The sequence below is a fragment of the Streptomyces sp. NPDC030838 genome (assembly GCF_055572035.1).
The window spans coordinates 1-15,587 of sequence record NZ_JBVIED010000004.1 but is presented as its reverse complement, the minus strand read 5'-3'; the positions used below and the strand labels follow the sequence as shown (position 1 = coordinate 15,587).

Annotated in this window: 10 protein-coding genes; 4 read left to right on the top strand and 6 right to left on the bottom strand. The window is 73.5% G+C overall.

The genetic code is table 11. The annotated features are described in order from the left end of the window. Nucleotides 1–3: 3 nt before the first annotated feature. From trmB to ACZ42A_RS13225, 3 genes are read right to left on the bottom strand one after another with little or no spacing between them, the layout of a single operon-like run. On the bottom strand, nucleotides 4–822 hold the full coding sequence (gene trmB / locus ACZ42A_RS13235) for a tRNA (guanosine(46)-N7)-methyltransferase TrmB (protein WP_468527303.1): 819 nt from the start codon (nucleotides 820–822) through the stop codon (nucleotides 4–6). A gap of 46 nt (nucleotides 823–868) precedes the next feature. Beyond that, the gene (lhgO, locus tag ACZ42A_RS13230; protein WP_468527302.1) at nucleotides 869–2,107 is read right to left on the bottom strand and encodes an L-2-hydroxyglutarate oxidase; all 1,239 of its coding nucleotides are present in this window, start codon (nucleotides 2,105–2,107) and stop codon (nucleotides 869–871) included. A gap of 41 nt (nucleotides 2,108–2,148) precedes the next feature. After that, nucleotides 2,149–3,573, bottom strand: coding sequence for an MFS transporter (locus ACZ42A_RS13225; RefSeq protein WP_468527301.1), 1,425 nt, complete (start codon nucleotides 3,571–3,573; stop codon nucleotides 2,149–2,151). Between the two features lie 723 nt (nucleotides 3,574–4,296). Here ACZ42A_RS13225 and ACZ42A_RS13220 point away from each other — a divergent pair. Further along, complete coding sequence (locus ACZ42A_RS13220; RefSeq protein ID WP_468527300.1) at nucleotides 4,297–6,396, top strand: asparagine synthase-related protein; 2,100 nt, start codon at nucleotides 4,297–4,299, stop codon at nucleotides 6,394–6,396. 75 nt (nucleotides 6,397–6,471) lie between these two features. On the opposite strand, the gene ACZ42A_RS13215 is transcribed toward ACZ42A_RS13220, so the two are convergent. Continuing rightward, nucleotides 6,472–8,454 carry a sigma-70 family RNA polymerase sigma factor gene (locus tag ACZ42A_RS13215; protein WP_468527299.1) on the bottom strand — a complete coding sequence of 661 codons (1,983 nt, stop codon included), beginning with the start codon at nucleotides 8,452–8,454 and terminating at the stop codon, nucleotides 6,472–6,474. 264 nt (nucleotides 8,455–8,718) lie between these two features. Next, entirely contained in the window at nucleotides 8,719–9,471 is a 753-nt protein-coding gene (locus tag ACZ42A_RS13210; RefSeq protein ID WP_468527298.1) for a TetR/AcrR family transcriptional regulator, read from the bottom strand. Nucleotides 9,472–9,871: 400 nt separating this feature from the next. On the opposite strand from ACZ42A_RS13210, the gene ACZ42A_RS13205 reads away from it, so the two are divergent. After that, nucleotides 9,872–11,239: an NAD(P)/FAD-dependent oxidoreductase gene (locus ACZ42A_RS13205; protein ID WP_468527297.1), complete on the top strand. Its 1,368-nt coding sequence runs from the start codon at nucleotides 9,872–9,874 to the stop codon at nucleotides 11,237–11,239. Between the two features lie 245 nt (nucleotides 11,240–11,484). Then, the gene (locus ACZ42A_RS13200) at nucleotides 11,485–13,143 is read left to right on the top strand and encodes an ATP-binding SpoIIE family protein phosphatase (protein WP_468527296.1); all 1,659 of its coding nucleotides are present in this window, start codon (nucleotides 11,485–11,487) and stop codon (nucleotides 13,141–13,143) included. A 78-nt stretch (nucleotides 13,144–13,221) separates the two neighbouring features. Here ACZ42A_RS13200 and ACZ42A_RS13195 read toward each other — a convergent pair whose 3' ends face one another. Continuing rightward, nucleotides 13,222–14,481 (bottom strand): MFS transporter, encoded by a 1,260-nt coding sequence (locus ACZ42A_RS13195; RefSeq protein WP_468527676.1) that lies wholly within the window; start codon nucleotides 14,479–14,481, stop codon nucleotides 13,222–13,224. 134 nt (nucleotides 14,482–14,615) lie between these two features. Here ACZ42A_RS13195 and ACZ42A_RS13190 point away from each other — a divergent pair, with 134 nt between their 5' ends. After that, the gene (locus ACZ42A_RS13190; protein ID WP_468527295.1) at nucleotides 14,616–15,170 is read left to right on the top strand and encodes a MarR family winged helix-turn-helix transcriptional regulator; all 555 of its coding nucleotides are present in this window, start codon (nucleotides 14,616–14,618) and stop codon (nucleotides 15,168–15,170) included. Nucleotides 15,171–15,587: the final 417 nt, after the last annotated feature.

Sequence of the window (15,587 nt, the reverse complement as noted above, 5' to 3'; positions counted from 1 at the left end):
GGATCAGGCGTCGGCGGGGGGCTGAGCTGACGTTACGTGTGGTACGCGGCGGAAGAGCAGGTCGTTCACGACATGACCCTTGTCCAGTCCCTGGCCCTCGAAACGGGTCAGCGGACGGAACTCCGGGCGGGGCGCGAAACCTCCGTCGGCCTGGGTGTTCTCGAAGTCCGGGTGTGCGGTGAGCACCTCGAGCATCTGCTCCGCGTACGGCTCCCAGTCGGTGGCGCAGTGCACGATCGCGCCGGGCTTCAGCCGGGTCGCGGCGAGGCTCAGGAACTCCGGCTGGATCAGCCGCCGCTTGTGGTGGCGCTTCTTGGGCCAGGGGTCCGGGAAGTAGACCCGCAGGCCGTCCAGCGAGTCCGGGGCCAGCATCTCGCGGAGCAGGATGATGGCGTCGCCGTTGCCCACGCGGATGTTGGTCAGGCCGTTGCGGTCGGCGAGGTTGAGCAGGTTCCCCTGGCCCGGAGTGTGCACATCGACCGCGAGGATGTTGGTGCCGGGGTCGGCGGCGGCCATCTGCGCGGTGGCCTCTCCCATGCCGAAGCCGATCTCCAGGACGACGGGGTTGTCGTTCCCGAACAGCTCGACGAGGTCGATCACCCGCCCGCCGTCGATGTCGAACCCCCACTTCGGCCACAACCGCTCGAGCGCGTCCGCCTGCCCCGCGGTCACCCGGCTCCGCCGCGGCTGAAAACTCCGGATCCGCCGCTCGAAGTGCGAACCGGCGGGATCGGCCTGCGGCCCTTCGGGGAACCGGGGGGCGCCTTTGGGGCGGCGGGGGTGGTGGTTGGGCGCGGGGGCGGCGTTCAGGGAGTCAGACACAGTGGGATCGAGTTTACGGGGTGGGGTGGCCGGCGAGAGTGCCCGCTCAGGTCTGCTCCAGTGCTGCCAGCGCCCTGCGTGCGACCTCTCGGCCGATGGGGAGGGAGGCCGTCGCCGCGGGCGACGGCGCGTTGAGGACGTGCACCGTGCGGGGGGCCTCCCGGATCAGGAAGTCGTCCACCAACGTCCCATCCCGCAGCACAGCCTGCGCCCGCACCCCGGACGCCGCCGGCAGCAGGTCCGCCTCGGTGACCGCCGGCAGCAGCCTTCGCACCGCCTCGGTGAACGCCGCCTTGGACGCCGACCGCCGCAGCTCCCCCGCCCCGTACCGCCAGTGCCGCCGCGCCAGCTGCCACGCGCCGGGCCAGGCGAGGGTGGAGCCGACCTCGCGCGGCCGGACGACCCCCCAGCCGTACCCCTCGCGGGCCAGCGCGGGCACCGCGTTCGGCCCGATGTGGACGGTGCCCTCGATGCCCCGGGTGAGATGGACGCCGAGGAAGGGGAACGCCGGGTCGGGGACGGGATAGACCAGCCCGCGCACCAGCTCGGGCCGCCGCAGGTCGTAGTACTCCCCTCGGAAGGGGATGATCCGCATCTCCGGATCGTCCCCCGCCAGACGTGCGATCTCGTCGCAGTACAGCCCGGCGCAGTTCACCAGCACCCGCGCCCGCACCACCGCCCCGTCGGCCGTCTCCACGGCCACGCCCAGCTCCGGGCGCCGGTCCACCCGTACGACCTCCGCCCCGTACCGGATCTCCGCCCCGGACGCGGCGGCCAGCCGGCGGGCGACGCCGACGAAGTCGCAGATGCCGGTCGTCCCGACGTGTATGGCGGCCAGGCCGCGCACCTCCGGCTCGTACTCCGCGATCTGCGCCGGGCCCAGCTCCCGGACCGGAATGCCGTTCTCCCGGCCGCGCTGGACGAGGGCGTGCAGGCGGGGCAGCTCGGCGCGGTCGGTGGCGACGATCAGCTTGCCGGTGACGGCGTGCGGGATGTCGTACTCGGCGCAGAACTTGACCAGCTCGGCGGCGCCGCGGACCGCGTACCGCGCCTTGAGGGAACCGGGGCGGTAGTAGATGCCGCTGTGGATGACGCCGCTGTTGCGCCCCGTCTGGTGCCGGGCCGGGCCCGCTTCCTTCTCCAGCACCATGACCTGCGTGCCCGGCGCCTTGCGTGTGATCGCGTACGCCGTCGACAGGCCGACGATCCCGCCGCCGATCACCAGCACGTCACAGTCGTAGGCGATCTTCCGCACCTGCTCCACCTCCCGGCTTCGATAGTGCACTGCGCCACTGACAATGCCCTCAAACCCGGGAGGTGCCGGGATCACGCCGGGGCCATGAGCAGCGGGCGGGCGCGCTCGCGCAGCTCCACGACGCGCGGCTCGTCGCCGTACGGCTCCAGCCGGTGCAGCAGGTCCTTCACGTACTCCGTGGTGCGCGCGGACGATATCCGCCCGGCGACCTCCACCGCCCGGACGCCCTGCGCGCACGCCGCGTCCAGATTGCCGGACTCCAGTTCGGCGACGGCGCCGACGATCAGCCGCAGTCCGTGGGAGCGCACGAACTCCTCGGTGGGCTGCGAGAGGGCCTGTTCCGTGAAGCGGCGGACCTGGCGGGGGGCCTTCAGATCGCGGTAGCACTCGGCCGCGTCGGCGGCGAAGCGGTCGTAGGAGTAGAAGGCGAGCCAGGACGGGTCGTGGTCGCCGGGGCGGGCTCGCTCCAGCCAGCTCTCGGCCGCCTTCAGGGACGCGCCGGCCGCCTGGGCGTCTCCCGCGCGGGCGTGCGCGCGTGCCTCGACGAGGCGGAAGAAGCTCATGGTGCGGGCCGTGGCCAGGCCGCGGTTGCGTTCCAGGGCGGCCTGGGCGAGGTCGACGCCCTCGTCGCCGAAGCCGCGGTAGGTGGCCTGCAACGACATCGACGCCAGGACGTAGCCCCCCAGGGGGACGTCCGCCGCCGCGCGGGCCAGGCGCAGGGCCTGGATGTAGTAGCGCTGGGCGGCCTCCTGCTGGCCGGTGTCGAAGGCCATCCAGCCCGCGAGGCGGGTGAGTTCGGCGCTGGCGCCGAACAGGGCGCGGCCGACCTCGTCGGAGTAGGAGCCCAGGAGGAGGGGGGCGGCCTCGACCCGTAAACACTCGGGGACCATGGACGAACGCCAGTCGCCGCCGCCGTACTTGGAGTCCCAGCGCCGGGCGTCCTCGGCGGCCTCGCGCAGCTTCTGCACATCGCTGTGGCCGACTTTGATCGGTGCGCCGGAGCCCTCCCCGGAGCTCGCCTCCCGCGCCACCGAGCTGTCGGCCGGGGTTATCAGCCACCGTGAGGCGGGCGTGGCGTACGCGCTCACCGCGAACGATCCGGCCAGCGACTGCCAGATGCCGCCGGAGCCGGCCCGGCGCCCGGCGAGGTCGAGGCGGTACAGCTCGGTCGCCGACTTCACCGCCTGGCCGACGTCCCGGGGGAAGGCGAGGCCGACCTCCGGCGCGGGGTCCGCGTCCGCCAGGCCGATCTCGTGCAGCGGCACCGGACGGCCGAGCTTCTGGCCGATGGCGGCCGCGATGAGGTGCGGCGCGGCACCCTGCGGGACCATGCCCTTCGACACCCAGCGGGCCACCGACGTCTTGTCGTACCGAAGCGTCAACCCGCGCTGCGCGCCGAGGTCGTTGACGCGTCGTGCGAGTCCCGCGTTGCTGATTCCCGCGAGGGCGAGAACGGCGCCGAGCTTTTCGTTCGGCCCGCGTTGCTCCCTGGACATGCGCCACCCCTCGACACAGACGGCTGCCGCGATGGCATAACCACGCGGCATTCGTAAACCCAGCGTAGTTCGCCGCATCCCAAGCGTTAAGGGGCATTGTTCCGGATGGCGGGATTGTGGTCCGTACGGGAGTACGGGCCCTGTACGCACCGTTGCGGCGTGCTCCCGGTGTGTGGCCGTGCGCCCGTCCGTGCGCTCTTCTCCGGCCATCTCGGGAGCGGTTCCATGGCTCCTGCGTGGGTCGGCCCGCTGTACTGACCAGTGGGCTGGGGGACACCGCCGCCTCACATCCCCGCGGGCGGCGGTCCGGCCCGGGGGGCGAGCTCCGTTTCCCGGGCCGTGCGCCCGTCCGGCGGTGCGCAGAGCCTGTACGGAGCGTGCACGGCGTGAGCGCCCGGAAAATTTCGTGGTCTTGGAATGGCCGAAAGTCGACCCCCTGGGTGAGGGGCAATCCCTGCGTCCACCATGTGATTTGAGGGCGCGTTGGGGGTTCTCGGGGGGCGTATCGGGGGCGCATTCACGTCGTCGCGATTTCCCAATCGCCCTGTCCAGAGCGGGTGTTGGCGTCAGCGTGGCCTTTGCCTGGGGCGCATGCCAGGGCGCGCGGGGCGCATTCAAGGGATCGCAAGCGGCTCCGCCGACGCTCCCCGGCGCGTCCTTCGTGGCAGCATGGTGAACCGGTTCCTGCGGTGCACTGGTTGTCCACAGCCTGTGGAGGCGTCGATGCGGTGGTTGGTGGGTTGGAGCAGCACCGCCGCGGGCGCCGCCGGGATCGGCTCCGCCGGCGCGACCGGATACGACGGCGAGACCCTGCACCCGGTGGGCTCCCAGCTCCTGTGGGGCGACCCCGATCCGCTGTGGGCGGTCGGCGACTGGCGCCCCGACGAGGTGCGGGTGGTGACGGCCGACCCGCAGACCCGTATCGCCGTCCTCGGCACCTGCGGCGCCACCGACGAGCAGCTGCGGGTCGGGCTCTTCGCCGCGCGCGGCGGCGCCCTGCGGCATCTGACCGCCTGGCCGGGCAGCTACACGGCGGTCGTCCAGGTCGGGCGGCGCATCACCGTCTGCGGGGACCTCGCGGGCGCCCGCCCCGTCTTCCACACCCCCTGGGCCGGCGGCACCGCCTACGCCACCGCCGCGCTGCCGCTCGCCGACCTCATCGAGGCCAACCTCGACTTCGCCCACCTCGCCGCGCTGCTGGCCGCCCCCGATGTGCCGGCCGCGGTGCAGGAGTCCACCCCGTACGACGGCGTGCGGCGCATTCCGCCGGGGCATGCGCTGATCCTGCGCGCCGGGGCCCGTGAGATCGCCGGGTACGAGCCGGTCGCCTCCCTCGCGGTGGCCGCGCCCCCGGCCGATCCCGACCGCGCGGTGGACGCCGTCCGCGACGCCCTGGTGGACGCGGTGCGGGCCAGGCTCTCCGCCCCCCGGCACGTCCCCGGCGCCGACATCGACCCCGGCCCCGTGCCCGGCATGGGCCCGGCGGAACGGCGGGCCGCGCGCGGGATGCCCGTCCCCGGCATCGGCGCGGACCTGTCCGGCGGACCGGCCTCCGCGACGCTGGCCCTGCTCGCGGCGGGCCTGCCCGGCATGCCCGGCACGGTCCTCGGGCACGGCACCGGCGCCGGGGAGCGGCTGCTCGCCGTCACCTTCAACGACCTGGCCGTCGGCGGCCGGGAGGCCGAGCTGGAGCGGGCCGGGGCGCTCGCGGCGGGACCCCGGCTGCACCACGTGGTGGTGACCGGCGGCGAGGAGACCCTGCCGTACGCCGAACTGGACGGCCCGCTGACCGACGAGCCCAGCTCCAGCCTGGTGTCGGCCGCCCGGCACCGCGCCCGGCTCGCCGCGGGCAGCGCGGACCACCTCACCGGCTACGGCGCCCGCCAGGTCCTCGACGCCCACCCCGCGCGCCTCGCCGACCTGCTGATGGACCGCCGCCGCCGGCACCTCGTACGCCCCGTGGCCGCCCTGGCGAAGGCGGACGGCTCGGTGCTGGTCCCCGCGCGCGTGTACGCCGCGGCCCGCCGCCTGGCCCGTACGCCGTACCGCGCGGGCGTGGAAGGCCTCGCCGAACGGCTCCTGCAACGCCGCTTCGAGGAGCCCGGAGGCGCCACGGGGGCCTCCCTCGCCGCGCTCACCTGGGCCAGACCCGGCCCCGCGGCGCGCTGGCTGACCGGCGAGGCGCTGGCCGAAGTATCGGTTCGCCTCCAGGGCGTCCTCGAGCGCTCCGCCGTCGGGCCCGGCCTGCGCCCCGGGGACTTCCGCGCCCGGGCGGCCCTCGCGCGCACCGCCGCCGACGTCCGCGTCCTGGAGCAGGCCGCCGAGATCCGCTTCCAGCGCCTGCACACGCCGTTCCTCGACAACCAGGTCGTGCGCGCCTGCCGCGGGCTGCCCGAGGCGCTGCGCGTACAGCCGGGCGCGCGCGCCGCGATCCTGCGCACCGTGCTGACCGGCGCCGGGGTCGCCGAGCTGCCGCCCGGCTGGGGCGCCCCCTCCCACGCCCCGGCGGCCGCCGCCGCCCGCACCGGACTGCGGGTCGCCGCCGACTCCCTCATGGCTCTCTTCGACACCCCGCTGCTCGCCCAGGCGGGCCTGGTCGAGGCCCGCGTGGTCCGCAAGGCCCTCCGCCGCGCCGCCGAGGGCGAGCCGCTGCCCCTCGACGGCCTCGCCGACCTCGTCTCCCTGGAACTCTGGCTCCGCCGCCTCCTCGCCCGCCGAGGCACCTGCTGGACCGGCACCCCCGCACGCGCACGTGCCGTCCCGGCGGGCATCGTTCCGCAGCGGGGGGCCCTGGGGGCGGGGGCTACGGCGCGGCGGGCGTGAGGGGCCTGCCGGAACTGCGGGCCTTGCACGAGGAGGTGCCGCGACCGGGCCGGGCGTCCGCCCCGTCGAGGCCCCCTACGAGCAGGTGAACGTCGACTCCGCCCAGTCCGCGACCGTCACGTTGTCGAGGTGGTTGTGCGGCTCGACCACCAGCCGCACGGTCTCCCGGCCGGTCAGGTTCACCCGGACCGGGACCGCCGGGTCACCGCCCTTGATCAGGGCGGACTTCCACAGCCGGGCGCCGTCGGCGTAGACGGAGAAGTACACCTGGCCGAGCTTCAGCGTCATGTCGTCGACACCGACGAGCGCCTGATAGGCGCTGCACTCACGGTTGAGGTCGATCGTGACGGAGGACCGGCCGTGGACGGTGACCCCGTGCGCGTACGACGTCCCGCCCACGGACAGGCCCTGTCGCTGCCACACCCAGCTGCTCTCGGAGATCCGCATCTCGGGCTCGCTGCCGTCGCCGCTGACGTCGTACGCCAGCTCGCTCCACTGGTAGACGACCGGCGCGGGCGGGGGAGGGGGCGTCGGCGTAGGCGTAGGGGTGGGGGTGGGCGTGGGAGCCGGGGGCGGGGTGGGCGTCGGCGTCGGCTCGGGCGTGGGGGTCGGGGTCGGTGTCGGTGTGGGGCTCGGGGTCGGGGTCGGCGTCGGCTTCGGTGCCGCGGCGATCACTGGGGGCCGCGGCGCGGGCTTCGTCGGTGTCGGCGACGGGGTGGGGGACGGCGGCTGCGGCTGGGGCGCCGGCGCGGACACGGGCGGCTTCGCCACCGGCTTCCTGGGCGTGGTGTCGTCGCCCACCAGCGCCAGCGCCACGGCCGCGGCGGCCACCGCGACCACTCCGGCCGCGACACCGGCCTTCACCGGCGCGCCCACCCCCTCGGCGGCCGCACCACCGCCGGCGCCCGCCCCGCCGGACGAGCCGCCGGCCGCACTGCTCCCGGCACCCGCCCCGGCGCCCGCACCCGCGCTCGTCCCGCCGGACGAGCCGCCGGCCGCGGCGGCCGCGCCCGCGGCACCCGCGGCCCCGGCTCCGGCGCCGCCCGCGATGAGCCCGGCCGCCTTGGCGTACCCGGCGGCGCCGAACCAGCCGATGACGGCCACCGGCACGACGGCCGGGATGCCGCCGGCGACCTCCTCGATCTGGCTGGCGGCCAGCCGGCACTTGGCGCACTCCTCCAGGTGCTTGCGCAGGCCCCGCTCCGCGCGGGTGCGCAGTTTGCGACGGGCGTAGGTGCCGAGCTGGTCGGCGTAGCGGGCGCACTCCTCGTCGCCGGCGAGCGTGGTGCTGACATGCGCCTGGAGATAGGCCTGCTTGAGGCCTTCGCGGGCCCTGCTGGCGAGCACACGGGTGCCGTTGGCGTCGAGTCCGAAGAGCGTGGCGACCTCGCTCGGCGACTCGTCCTCGACCTCGGTGTGCCACAGCACGGCCTGCCAGCGCTCGGGCAGCGAGCGGAAGGCCCGCATGGCGAGCGACTGTTCGGCCTCGTGCATCGCCCGTACGTCGGCGCCCAGGTCCAGTGTGTCGGTGTCGGACGCCACGGAGACCCGCGCGGACTGCGCGGCGAACACCGCGAAGTCGTCGACCAGCTGCTCCCGCTTGGCGGAGTTGGTCCAGTTCGCGGCGACGCGCCGGACGCTGGTCAGCAGATAGGCGCGGACGGCGTGTTCGGGGCCGGAGCCGCCGCGCACCGCCTGGAGCATCCGGGCGAAGACTTCGGCGGTGAGGTCGTCGGCGGTGTGGGCGTCGCGGCAGCAGGTGCGCGCGTAGCGGCGGACGGCGTCCGCGTGGCGCCGGTACAGCTCCTCGTACGCCGTGTCGTCACCGGACCGCATGCGGTCGATCAACTCGGCGTCGGAGGGCGGCAGATCGCGCGGCGGCGGCAGGATGCCGCTGTCGTCGCGCCGGTCGCGCTGCGCCGGTACGGCACCCTCGCGGGGGAGGCCCGTCGGCGGAAGGCCGCCGCGTCCGCCCTGGCTGGGCACCTGGGGTGGAAGCAGGCCACCGGCCTGCGGGTCGTCGTCGCCCAGTGACTCGTCCCGCCCGTCAACGCTCATCGCGGAAAGCCCCCGCCGCCTGCCCAACCAGTCCCGACCACCGGGTCAGAGTGCCATACCGGTTTTCGGCCGTTCCCCGGCAGGACACCTCATCCACTCGTCCGTGGACACCTGCCGCAGCTCAGTACTAGCCGTCACCCCTCGGGGGAAGAGTCAGCAGACGCGGCCCCGCGGGGAAGGGGCGCGGGCACCACGGCACCCACGCCCCCGTCACCTCATGGAGTCACCCGGGCCGACCTCCTCGGCCGCCCACGGGAACGACCCTCACGCCGGCCGCGACCGCAGCCCTTCCAGCAGGATGTCCAGCAGCCGTGCCGAGGCCGCCGCCTGCTGCGCCGCGTCCGGCAGCGAGGGCGCCGCCGTCGCGATCACCAGCAGCACGTCCGAGACCGACACGTCCGGCCGCAGCTCGCCCGCCGCGCGGGCCCGCTCCACGAGCTGGCCCACCACCTCGAGCAGCGCCGCGGCCCCCGCGTCGTCCTCGACGGCCGGCTGCTCCGGCACCAGCCGCAGCTCACCGCCGCCGGGCTGCATCCGCTGCTGCGGCACCCGCGCCTCGTCCGGCCCCACGCCGCCTTCCTCGGCGACGCCGACCCGCAGGACCTGCGGCGGCAGCAGCCGGCCCGCGCCCGACGCCACCGACGTCCGCAGGAAGCGGGACAGCGCCGACCACGGCTCGTCCTCCTGCCCGAGCGCCGCCCGCGCCTGGTCGGTCAGCCGGGAGGTCTCCTCCTCGGCTATCCGCCGGACCAGGACGTCCTTGCTCGGGAAGCGCCGGTACACCGTGCCGACGCCGACCCGGGCGCGGCGCGCCACGTCCTCCATCGGCGCGCCGTACCCCAGCTCGCCGAACACCTCGCGCGCCGCGCGCAGTACGTGCTCCAGATTGCGCTGTGCGTCCACACGCAGCGGCGTCGTCCGCGCACCGTCCCCGCGTCCGCTGCCCACCGCCGCGCCCACCGCGCCGCCGGATGCGATGGCCGACGCGGAAGACCAACGAGAGTCCTGAATGTGCATAAGAAATCCCCCGGTAATGACGTCTCCCCCCGGAGACTCTCCCCGCCATTGGATGCCGGAGCGCACGGAAACCGCCCGAACCATCGAGCCGGCCGGTCGAGCCGCCCGCCGGGCCCGCCCGTCGCAGACCCGAGAGGCATCCCCCTACACCCCGTCGAGAGACGAACATAGTTGAGAGACAGTCAATTCAGAAGGGGCAGGTTCCGCACGGAGCGCCCCCCGATCGGAGTACGGGTCGTATACGTCCCGATTGCACCCCCATATGTCACCCGGCTCACGCCCCCTGACCTGCGAGGCTTCCCCGCACACCGGTAATTCGGCCAACCCGGGGCACGTCGGTCGTGCGGTCACACAAATTGCCGGGGCTGTGGACAAACGCAGGCGCTGGGTGCGTCATGGGATGGTGAAGGAACGTGCGCGCATTCTCGTTGTCGGCGGCGGCTACGTCGGGATGTACACGGCCCTGCGTCTCCAGCGGAAGCTGAAACAGGAACTGAAGCGGGGCGAGGCAGAGATCACGGTCGTCACCCCGGACCCGTACATGACGTACCAGCCGTTCCTTCCCGAAGCGGGCGCCGGTGCCATCTCCCCGCGCCACGTGGTCGTCCCGCTGCGCCGCGTCCTGCCCCACTGCCGCGTCATCGTCGGCGAGGCCCGGTCCATCCGGCACGCCGAGCGCACCGCGACCCTCGCCACGCTCGCCACCGAGGAACGGGGCGCGCCCCCCGAGGAGCTGGCGTACGACGAACTGGTCCTCGCCCCCGGTTCCGTCTCGCGCGCCCTCCCCGTCCCCGGCCTCGCCGACCACGGCATCGGCTTCAAGGCCGTCGAGGAGGCCATCGGGCTGCGCAACCACGTCCTCGAACAGATGGACATCGCCTCCTCCACCCGCGACCCCGCGATCCGCGACGCGGCCCTCACCTTCGTCTTCGTCGGCGGCGGCTTCGCCGGCGTGGAGGCGCTGGGCGAGCTGGAGGACATGGCCCGCTACGCCGCGCGGTACTACCACAACATCCGGCCCGAGGACATGAAGTGGATCCTCGTCGAGGCCTCGGACCGCATCCTGCCCGAGGTCGGCGAGGAGATGGGCCGCTACGCGGTCACCGAACTGCGCCGCCGCAACATCCAGGTCCTCCTCGGCACCCGCCTGGAGTCCTGCGCCGACCGGGTCGCCGTGCTCAGCGACGGACAGCGGTTCCCGACCCGTACGGTCGTCTGGACGGCCGGCGTCAAACCGCACCCGATCCTCGCCGCCACCGACCTGCCCCGCACCGAACGCGGCCGGCTGAGGTGCACCGCCGAGCTGACCGTCGAGGGGCACGCGCACGCGTGGGCCGCGGGCGACGCCGCCGCCGTCCCCGACGTCACCGCCGGCGCACCCGGCACCGAGTGCGCCCCCAACGCGCAGCACGCCGTCCGCCAGGCCAGGGTCCTCGCCGACAACATCGTGCGCTCCCTGCGCGGCGAGGCCTTGGAGACGTACACCCACAAGTACGTCGGCTCCGTCGCCTCCCTCGGCCTGCACAAGGGCGTCGCGCATGTCTACGGGCGCAAGCTGAAGGGCTACCCCGCGTGGTTCATGCACCGCGCCTACCACCTCAGCCGCGTGCCCACCTTCAACCGCAAGGCCCGCATCCTCGCCGAATGGACCCTCGCGGGCCTCTTCAAACGGGAGATCGTCTCGCTCGGTTCACTCGAACATCCCCGAGCGGAGTTCGAACTCGCGGCCGGGGGAAAACCTCCTTACGACCCGAAGGGGTCGTCCTGACCGAACCGAGGAACTCCCACGGCGACCGGGGCGTCTGACGGATGTCGGTCCGGTCGGCCACACTGCCAGACTGGTCCACGCCGACAGAGCGGGCCGCCGCCCGCCCTGCCCGCCGAACCCACGAGGCTTCCCCAAGTGCTGCACTTCCCAGGGGCGGTGACCCCCCGCGGTCACCACCGCGCCGCCCCCGGAGGACCGGGCCGGGTCCGGAGCCGGCCGACGACGACTACACGAGGCAAGGATTCGTGAACTTCACGCGCTGGAGCGCCCGGCTCCCCGGAACGCAGCGCCGCGCCGCAGCGCGGACCGAAACCGCGGTCACCCCGGACCGGCGGGCAGAAAGCCGAGGCGAGGGCTCCGTCCCCGCGGCCCGCGCCGAACACCTCAGCGACGAGCCGCCGGTCCCCGCCGTCGACGAACTGCCGGTGCGCGAGGTCCTGGACCGCGTCCCCGCCCTGGTCGCCCTCGTCCACGGCCCCGACCACCGGCTGGCGTACGTCAACGAGGCGTACACCACCGCCTTCGGCGTCCGCCCGCCCGGCGAACCCGCCCGCGAGGCCCTGCCCGAACTCCAGGAACTGGGCCTGCTGCCGCTCCTGGACCAGGTCCTGCGCAGCGGCAAGCCCCGCACCCTGAAGTCCCGCAAGGCCGTGGACGGCCGCTCCTACACCTTCACCTGCACCCCGGCCGTCCGCGAGGGCGACCACAGCGGCGGCGGCGTGCTCGTCTTCGCCACCGACGTCACCGACCACGCCGAGGCGGCCGAACGCCTGCGCGCCAGCGAACGCCGCCAGCGCGAGACCGCCGTCACCCTCCAGCGCTCCCTGCTCCCCCAGGAACTCGAACAGCCGGACGACCTGCGCATCGCCGCCACCTACCACCCCGGCGGCACCGAGGCGGCCGTCGGCGGCGACTGGTACGACGTGATCACCCTCGGCGGCGGCCGCACCGCCCTCGTCATCGGCGACGTGATGGGCCGCGGCGTCCGCGCGGCGGCCGTCATGGGCCAGCTCCGCACGGCGGTACGGGCCTACGCCCGCCTGGACCTGCCCCCGCACGAGGTCCTCCAGCTCCTCGACGGCCTCGCCACCGAGATCGACGCCAACCAGATCGCCACCTGTGTCTACGCCGTCCACGACCCCAACGAGGGACGGCTGGTGTACGCCTCCGCCGGCCACCTGCCCATCCTGGTCCGCGACGAGAACGGCACCGTCCAGCGCGCCGACGAACCCACCGGCCCGCCGCTCGGCACCGGCGGCTGGATGCACGCCTCCGGCTCGATCGCCCTGGGCCCCGGCTCCACGGCCGTCCTCTACACCGACGGCCTGGTCGAACGCCGCGACGCGGACCTGGACGAGGGCATCGCCGCCCTGGAACGCGCCCTGGCCGGCGCCACCGGCAGCCCCCAGGTCGTCTGCGACCGCCTGGTCCGCTCCGCCGGTGTCACCGCCGACCACGACGACGACGTCGCCGTCCTCGTCCTCCAGCACCCGGCCCGCACCGGCCCCGACGCCGAGCTCTTCCGCAACGCCGCCCTGGAACTCCTCGGCGGCGTGGAAGCGGCCCCCCGCGCGCGTGCCTTCGCCTCCGGCGTCCTCACCAGCTGGCGCTTCCCGGCCGACCTGCACGACCTGGGCGTCCTGGCCGCGAGCGAGCTGGTCGCGAACTCCCTGCAGCACGGCACGCCGCCGATGCGGTTGCGCCTGCGGCGGACCGACCGGCGCCTGATCATCGAGGTGACGGATGGTGACGATCACCTTCCGCGGAGGCGGCGCGCGGAGCCCGGGGACGAGTCCGGGCGGGGGATCGCGATCGTGGCGACCATCGCCTCCAACTGGGGCTGCCGACGCACGCCGGGCGGCGGGAAGGCCGTGTGGTGCGAGTTCGCGCTGCCGAAGGGGTGAAGGGTGGCTCAGCCGTCTTGCGGGTGCGGGTTCGTTGGGGCTGGTCGCGCCGTTCCCCGCGCCCCTAGGTGGGTGCAGTCACCCGGTTGACACCGGTTCCGGCGTTGAGCCGCCCCGGGCGACGACCCGGTTCCGGGCCTGCCACGGTTGGTCCTGCACCTCGGTGAGGCGTCGGCCCAGACGTATCGCCAGGACGCTGATGCCCAGCGAGAACAGCAGGAAGGTCACGATGTACGGCGCGTGCAGGGAGGCTCCCATGGGGCCGCCCACTGCCGGGCCGACCGCCAGGGCCAGCTGCTTCACCAGGGCGAACGCCGAGTTGTACTGCCCGGCCATGCCCTCGGGCGCCAGATCCGCGACCAGCGGAGCCACGGTCGGCGACAGCATCGCCTCACCGAGCCCGAACAGCGCGTACGTCGAGACGAAGGCGGCCGTCGCCATCTCCTGGCTGCCGTGGCCGAGCCCCGCGTATCCGGCCGCGAGCCAGGCGACGGCCCAGATCAGACCCACGGCCGCGATCACCCGCGACCGTCGGCGCCGCTCGACGAACCGCAGCACCAGGAACTGCGCGACCACGATCATCCCGGTGTTCGCAGCGAGTGCCGTGCCCAGCGCGGACGTCGATATCCCGGCGGCCTCCACGCCGTACGCGCTCAGCCCCGACTCGAACTGGCCGTAGCAGGCGAAGAACAGCACGAACCCGAGCACGCACAGCTGCACCATCGCCCGGTTCCCGAGCAGCTGCTTCCAGCTGCCCTTCGCCGACCGCGCCGGCGCGCCCTCGATCCGCGGCGAGTGCGGCATCCGCACCGTCGCCATCACCACGACCAGCAGCAGGAACATCGCCGCCTCGATCGAGAACAGCAGCGTGAAGGAGGAGACCCGCGTGGTGTCGACGAGGTGCCCGCCGATCAGACCGCCGACACCGAGCCCCAGGTTCTGCAGGAAGAACTGCATCGCGAACGCCCGCGACCGCGTCTCCGCGGACGAGCAGTCCACGATCATCGTGGCCAGCGCCGGCTGCATCACCGCCTGCCCGGCCCCCAGCAGCGCCGCCGACAGCAGCACGGTGACCGCACTGCCCGCGAGCCCGAGGCTCAGCGCACCGACGGCGGCCGTGACCAGGGCGGTCTGGAGCACCGGAAGCGGGCCCTGCCGCACGATCGCCCGGCCGGCGAACGGCAGCACGATCAGCGCGGCCACGGCGAACACGGCGAGGACCAGCCCCGCCGTCACAGCACCGAGCCCCCGCACCTGCGCCACATAGACGTACAGGTAGGGGACGGTGAAGCCGAGCCCGAACGCGCTGAGTGCGTTGCCCACGTGGATCCGGCGCATCGCTGCGCCCATTGCCCTGGTCACGTTCACCTCTCTCACTAGTTAGACCTGAAGACTTAGAAACTAAACTTCGAGGCTAAAGAGTACACAGCGAAGGACTTCAAGGCAAAGCAGGCTCGTGCGATACTGCGGCCATGGGCGACATCCCCGGCACGATCGGCGCCGAGCCGACACTCGAAGAACAGATCGCCGCGTACCAGCGCGAGTTCCAGGACCTCGACCCCCAGGTCGAGAAGATCGTTTCGGCGCTGTCCCGGCTGAACCGCCGTATGAACGTCGCCTACGGCCGCCAGACCGCCGCACTCGGCATCAGCAACACCGACTGGGAGGTCCTCAAGGCCCTCGTCCTGTCCGGCGCCCCCTACCGCATGGGTCCCAGCGACCTCGCCAAGCGCCTCGGCCTCACGCCGGCCGCGATGACCCACCGGATCGACCGCATGGTCGCCGAGGGCCTGGTCACCCGGGAGCGGGACGAGAACAACCGCGTCCGGGTGATCATCGAGCTGACCCCCGAGGGACGTCAGAAGTGGCTGGAGGCCATGCGCCTCGCCACGGTCTTCGAGGAGGACCTGCTCCAGGACCTCACCCCCGCGGAGCGGACGGCGCTCGGCGAGGTCCTGACCCGGCTGCTGCGCAGGGTGGAGGACGCCCAGCCCGACGCCGGCGGCCGCCTCTCCGACCTGGACTGACGGGCCGCTGCGGCGGACATAAAAGATCTTGACAGGGGCCACTTGACACCCCCCTGCCCGATCCGTAAAGTTCTTCGGGTTGTCACGGAGCCGGAACGGTTCTGCGACGGCACCTTCCGCCGCGAAAGCGGCACCTCAAACCACCAGCAAGATCTCCCGACGGGGTTGATTTCGGCGTGCCCGAATTCAATTCGATTCGGGACTCGGCGGCCCGATTGGGAATCGCCGAGAGGATCCGCTAAAGTTTGAGACGTCGGAACGGCCCAACAGCCGCGAAGACAACCCCCTCTGACTGGGAGTCAGGCCCGAAAGGATCTGATAGAGTCGGAACCGCCGGAAAGGGAAACGCGAGAGCGGGAACCTGGAAAGCACCGAGGAAATCGGATCGAGAAAAGATCTGATAGAGTCGGAAACGCA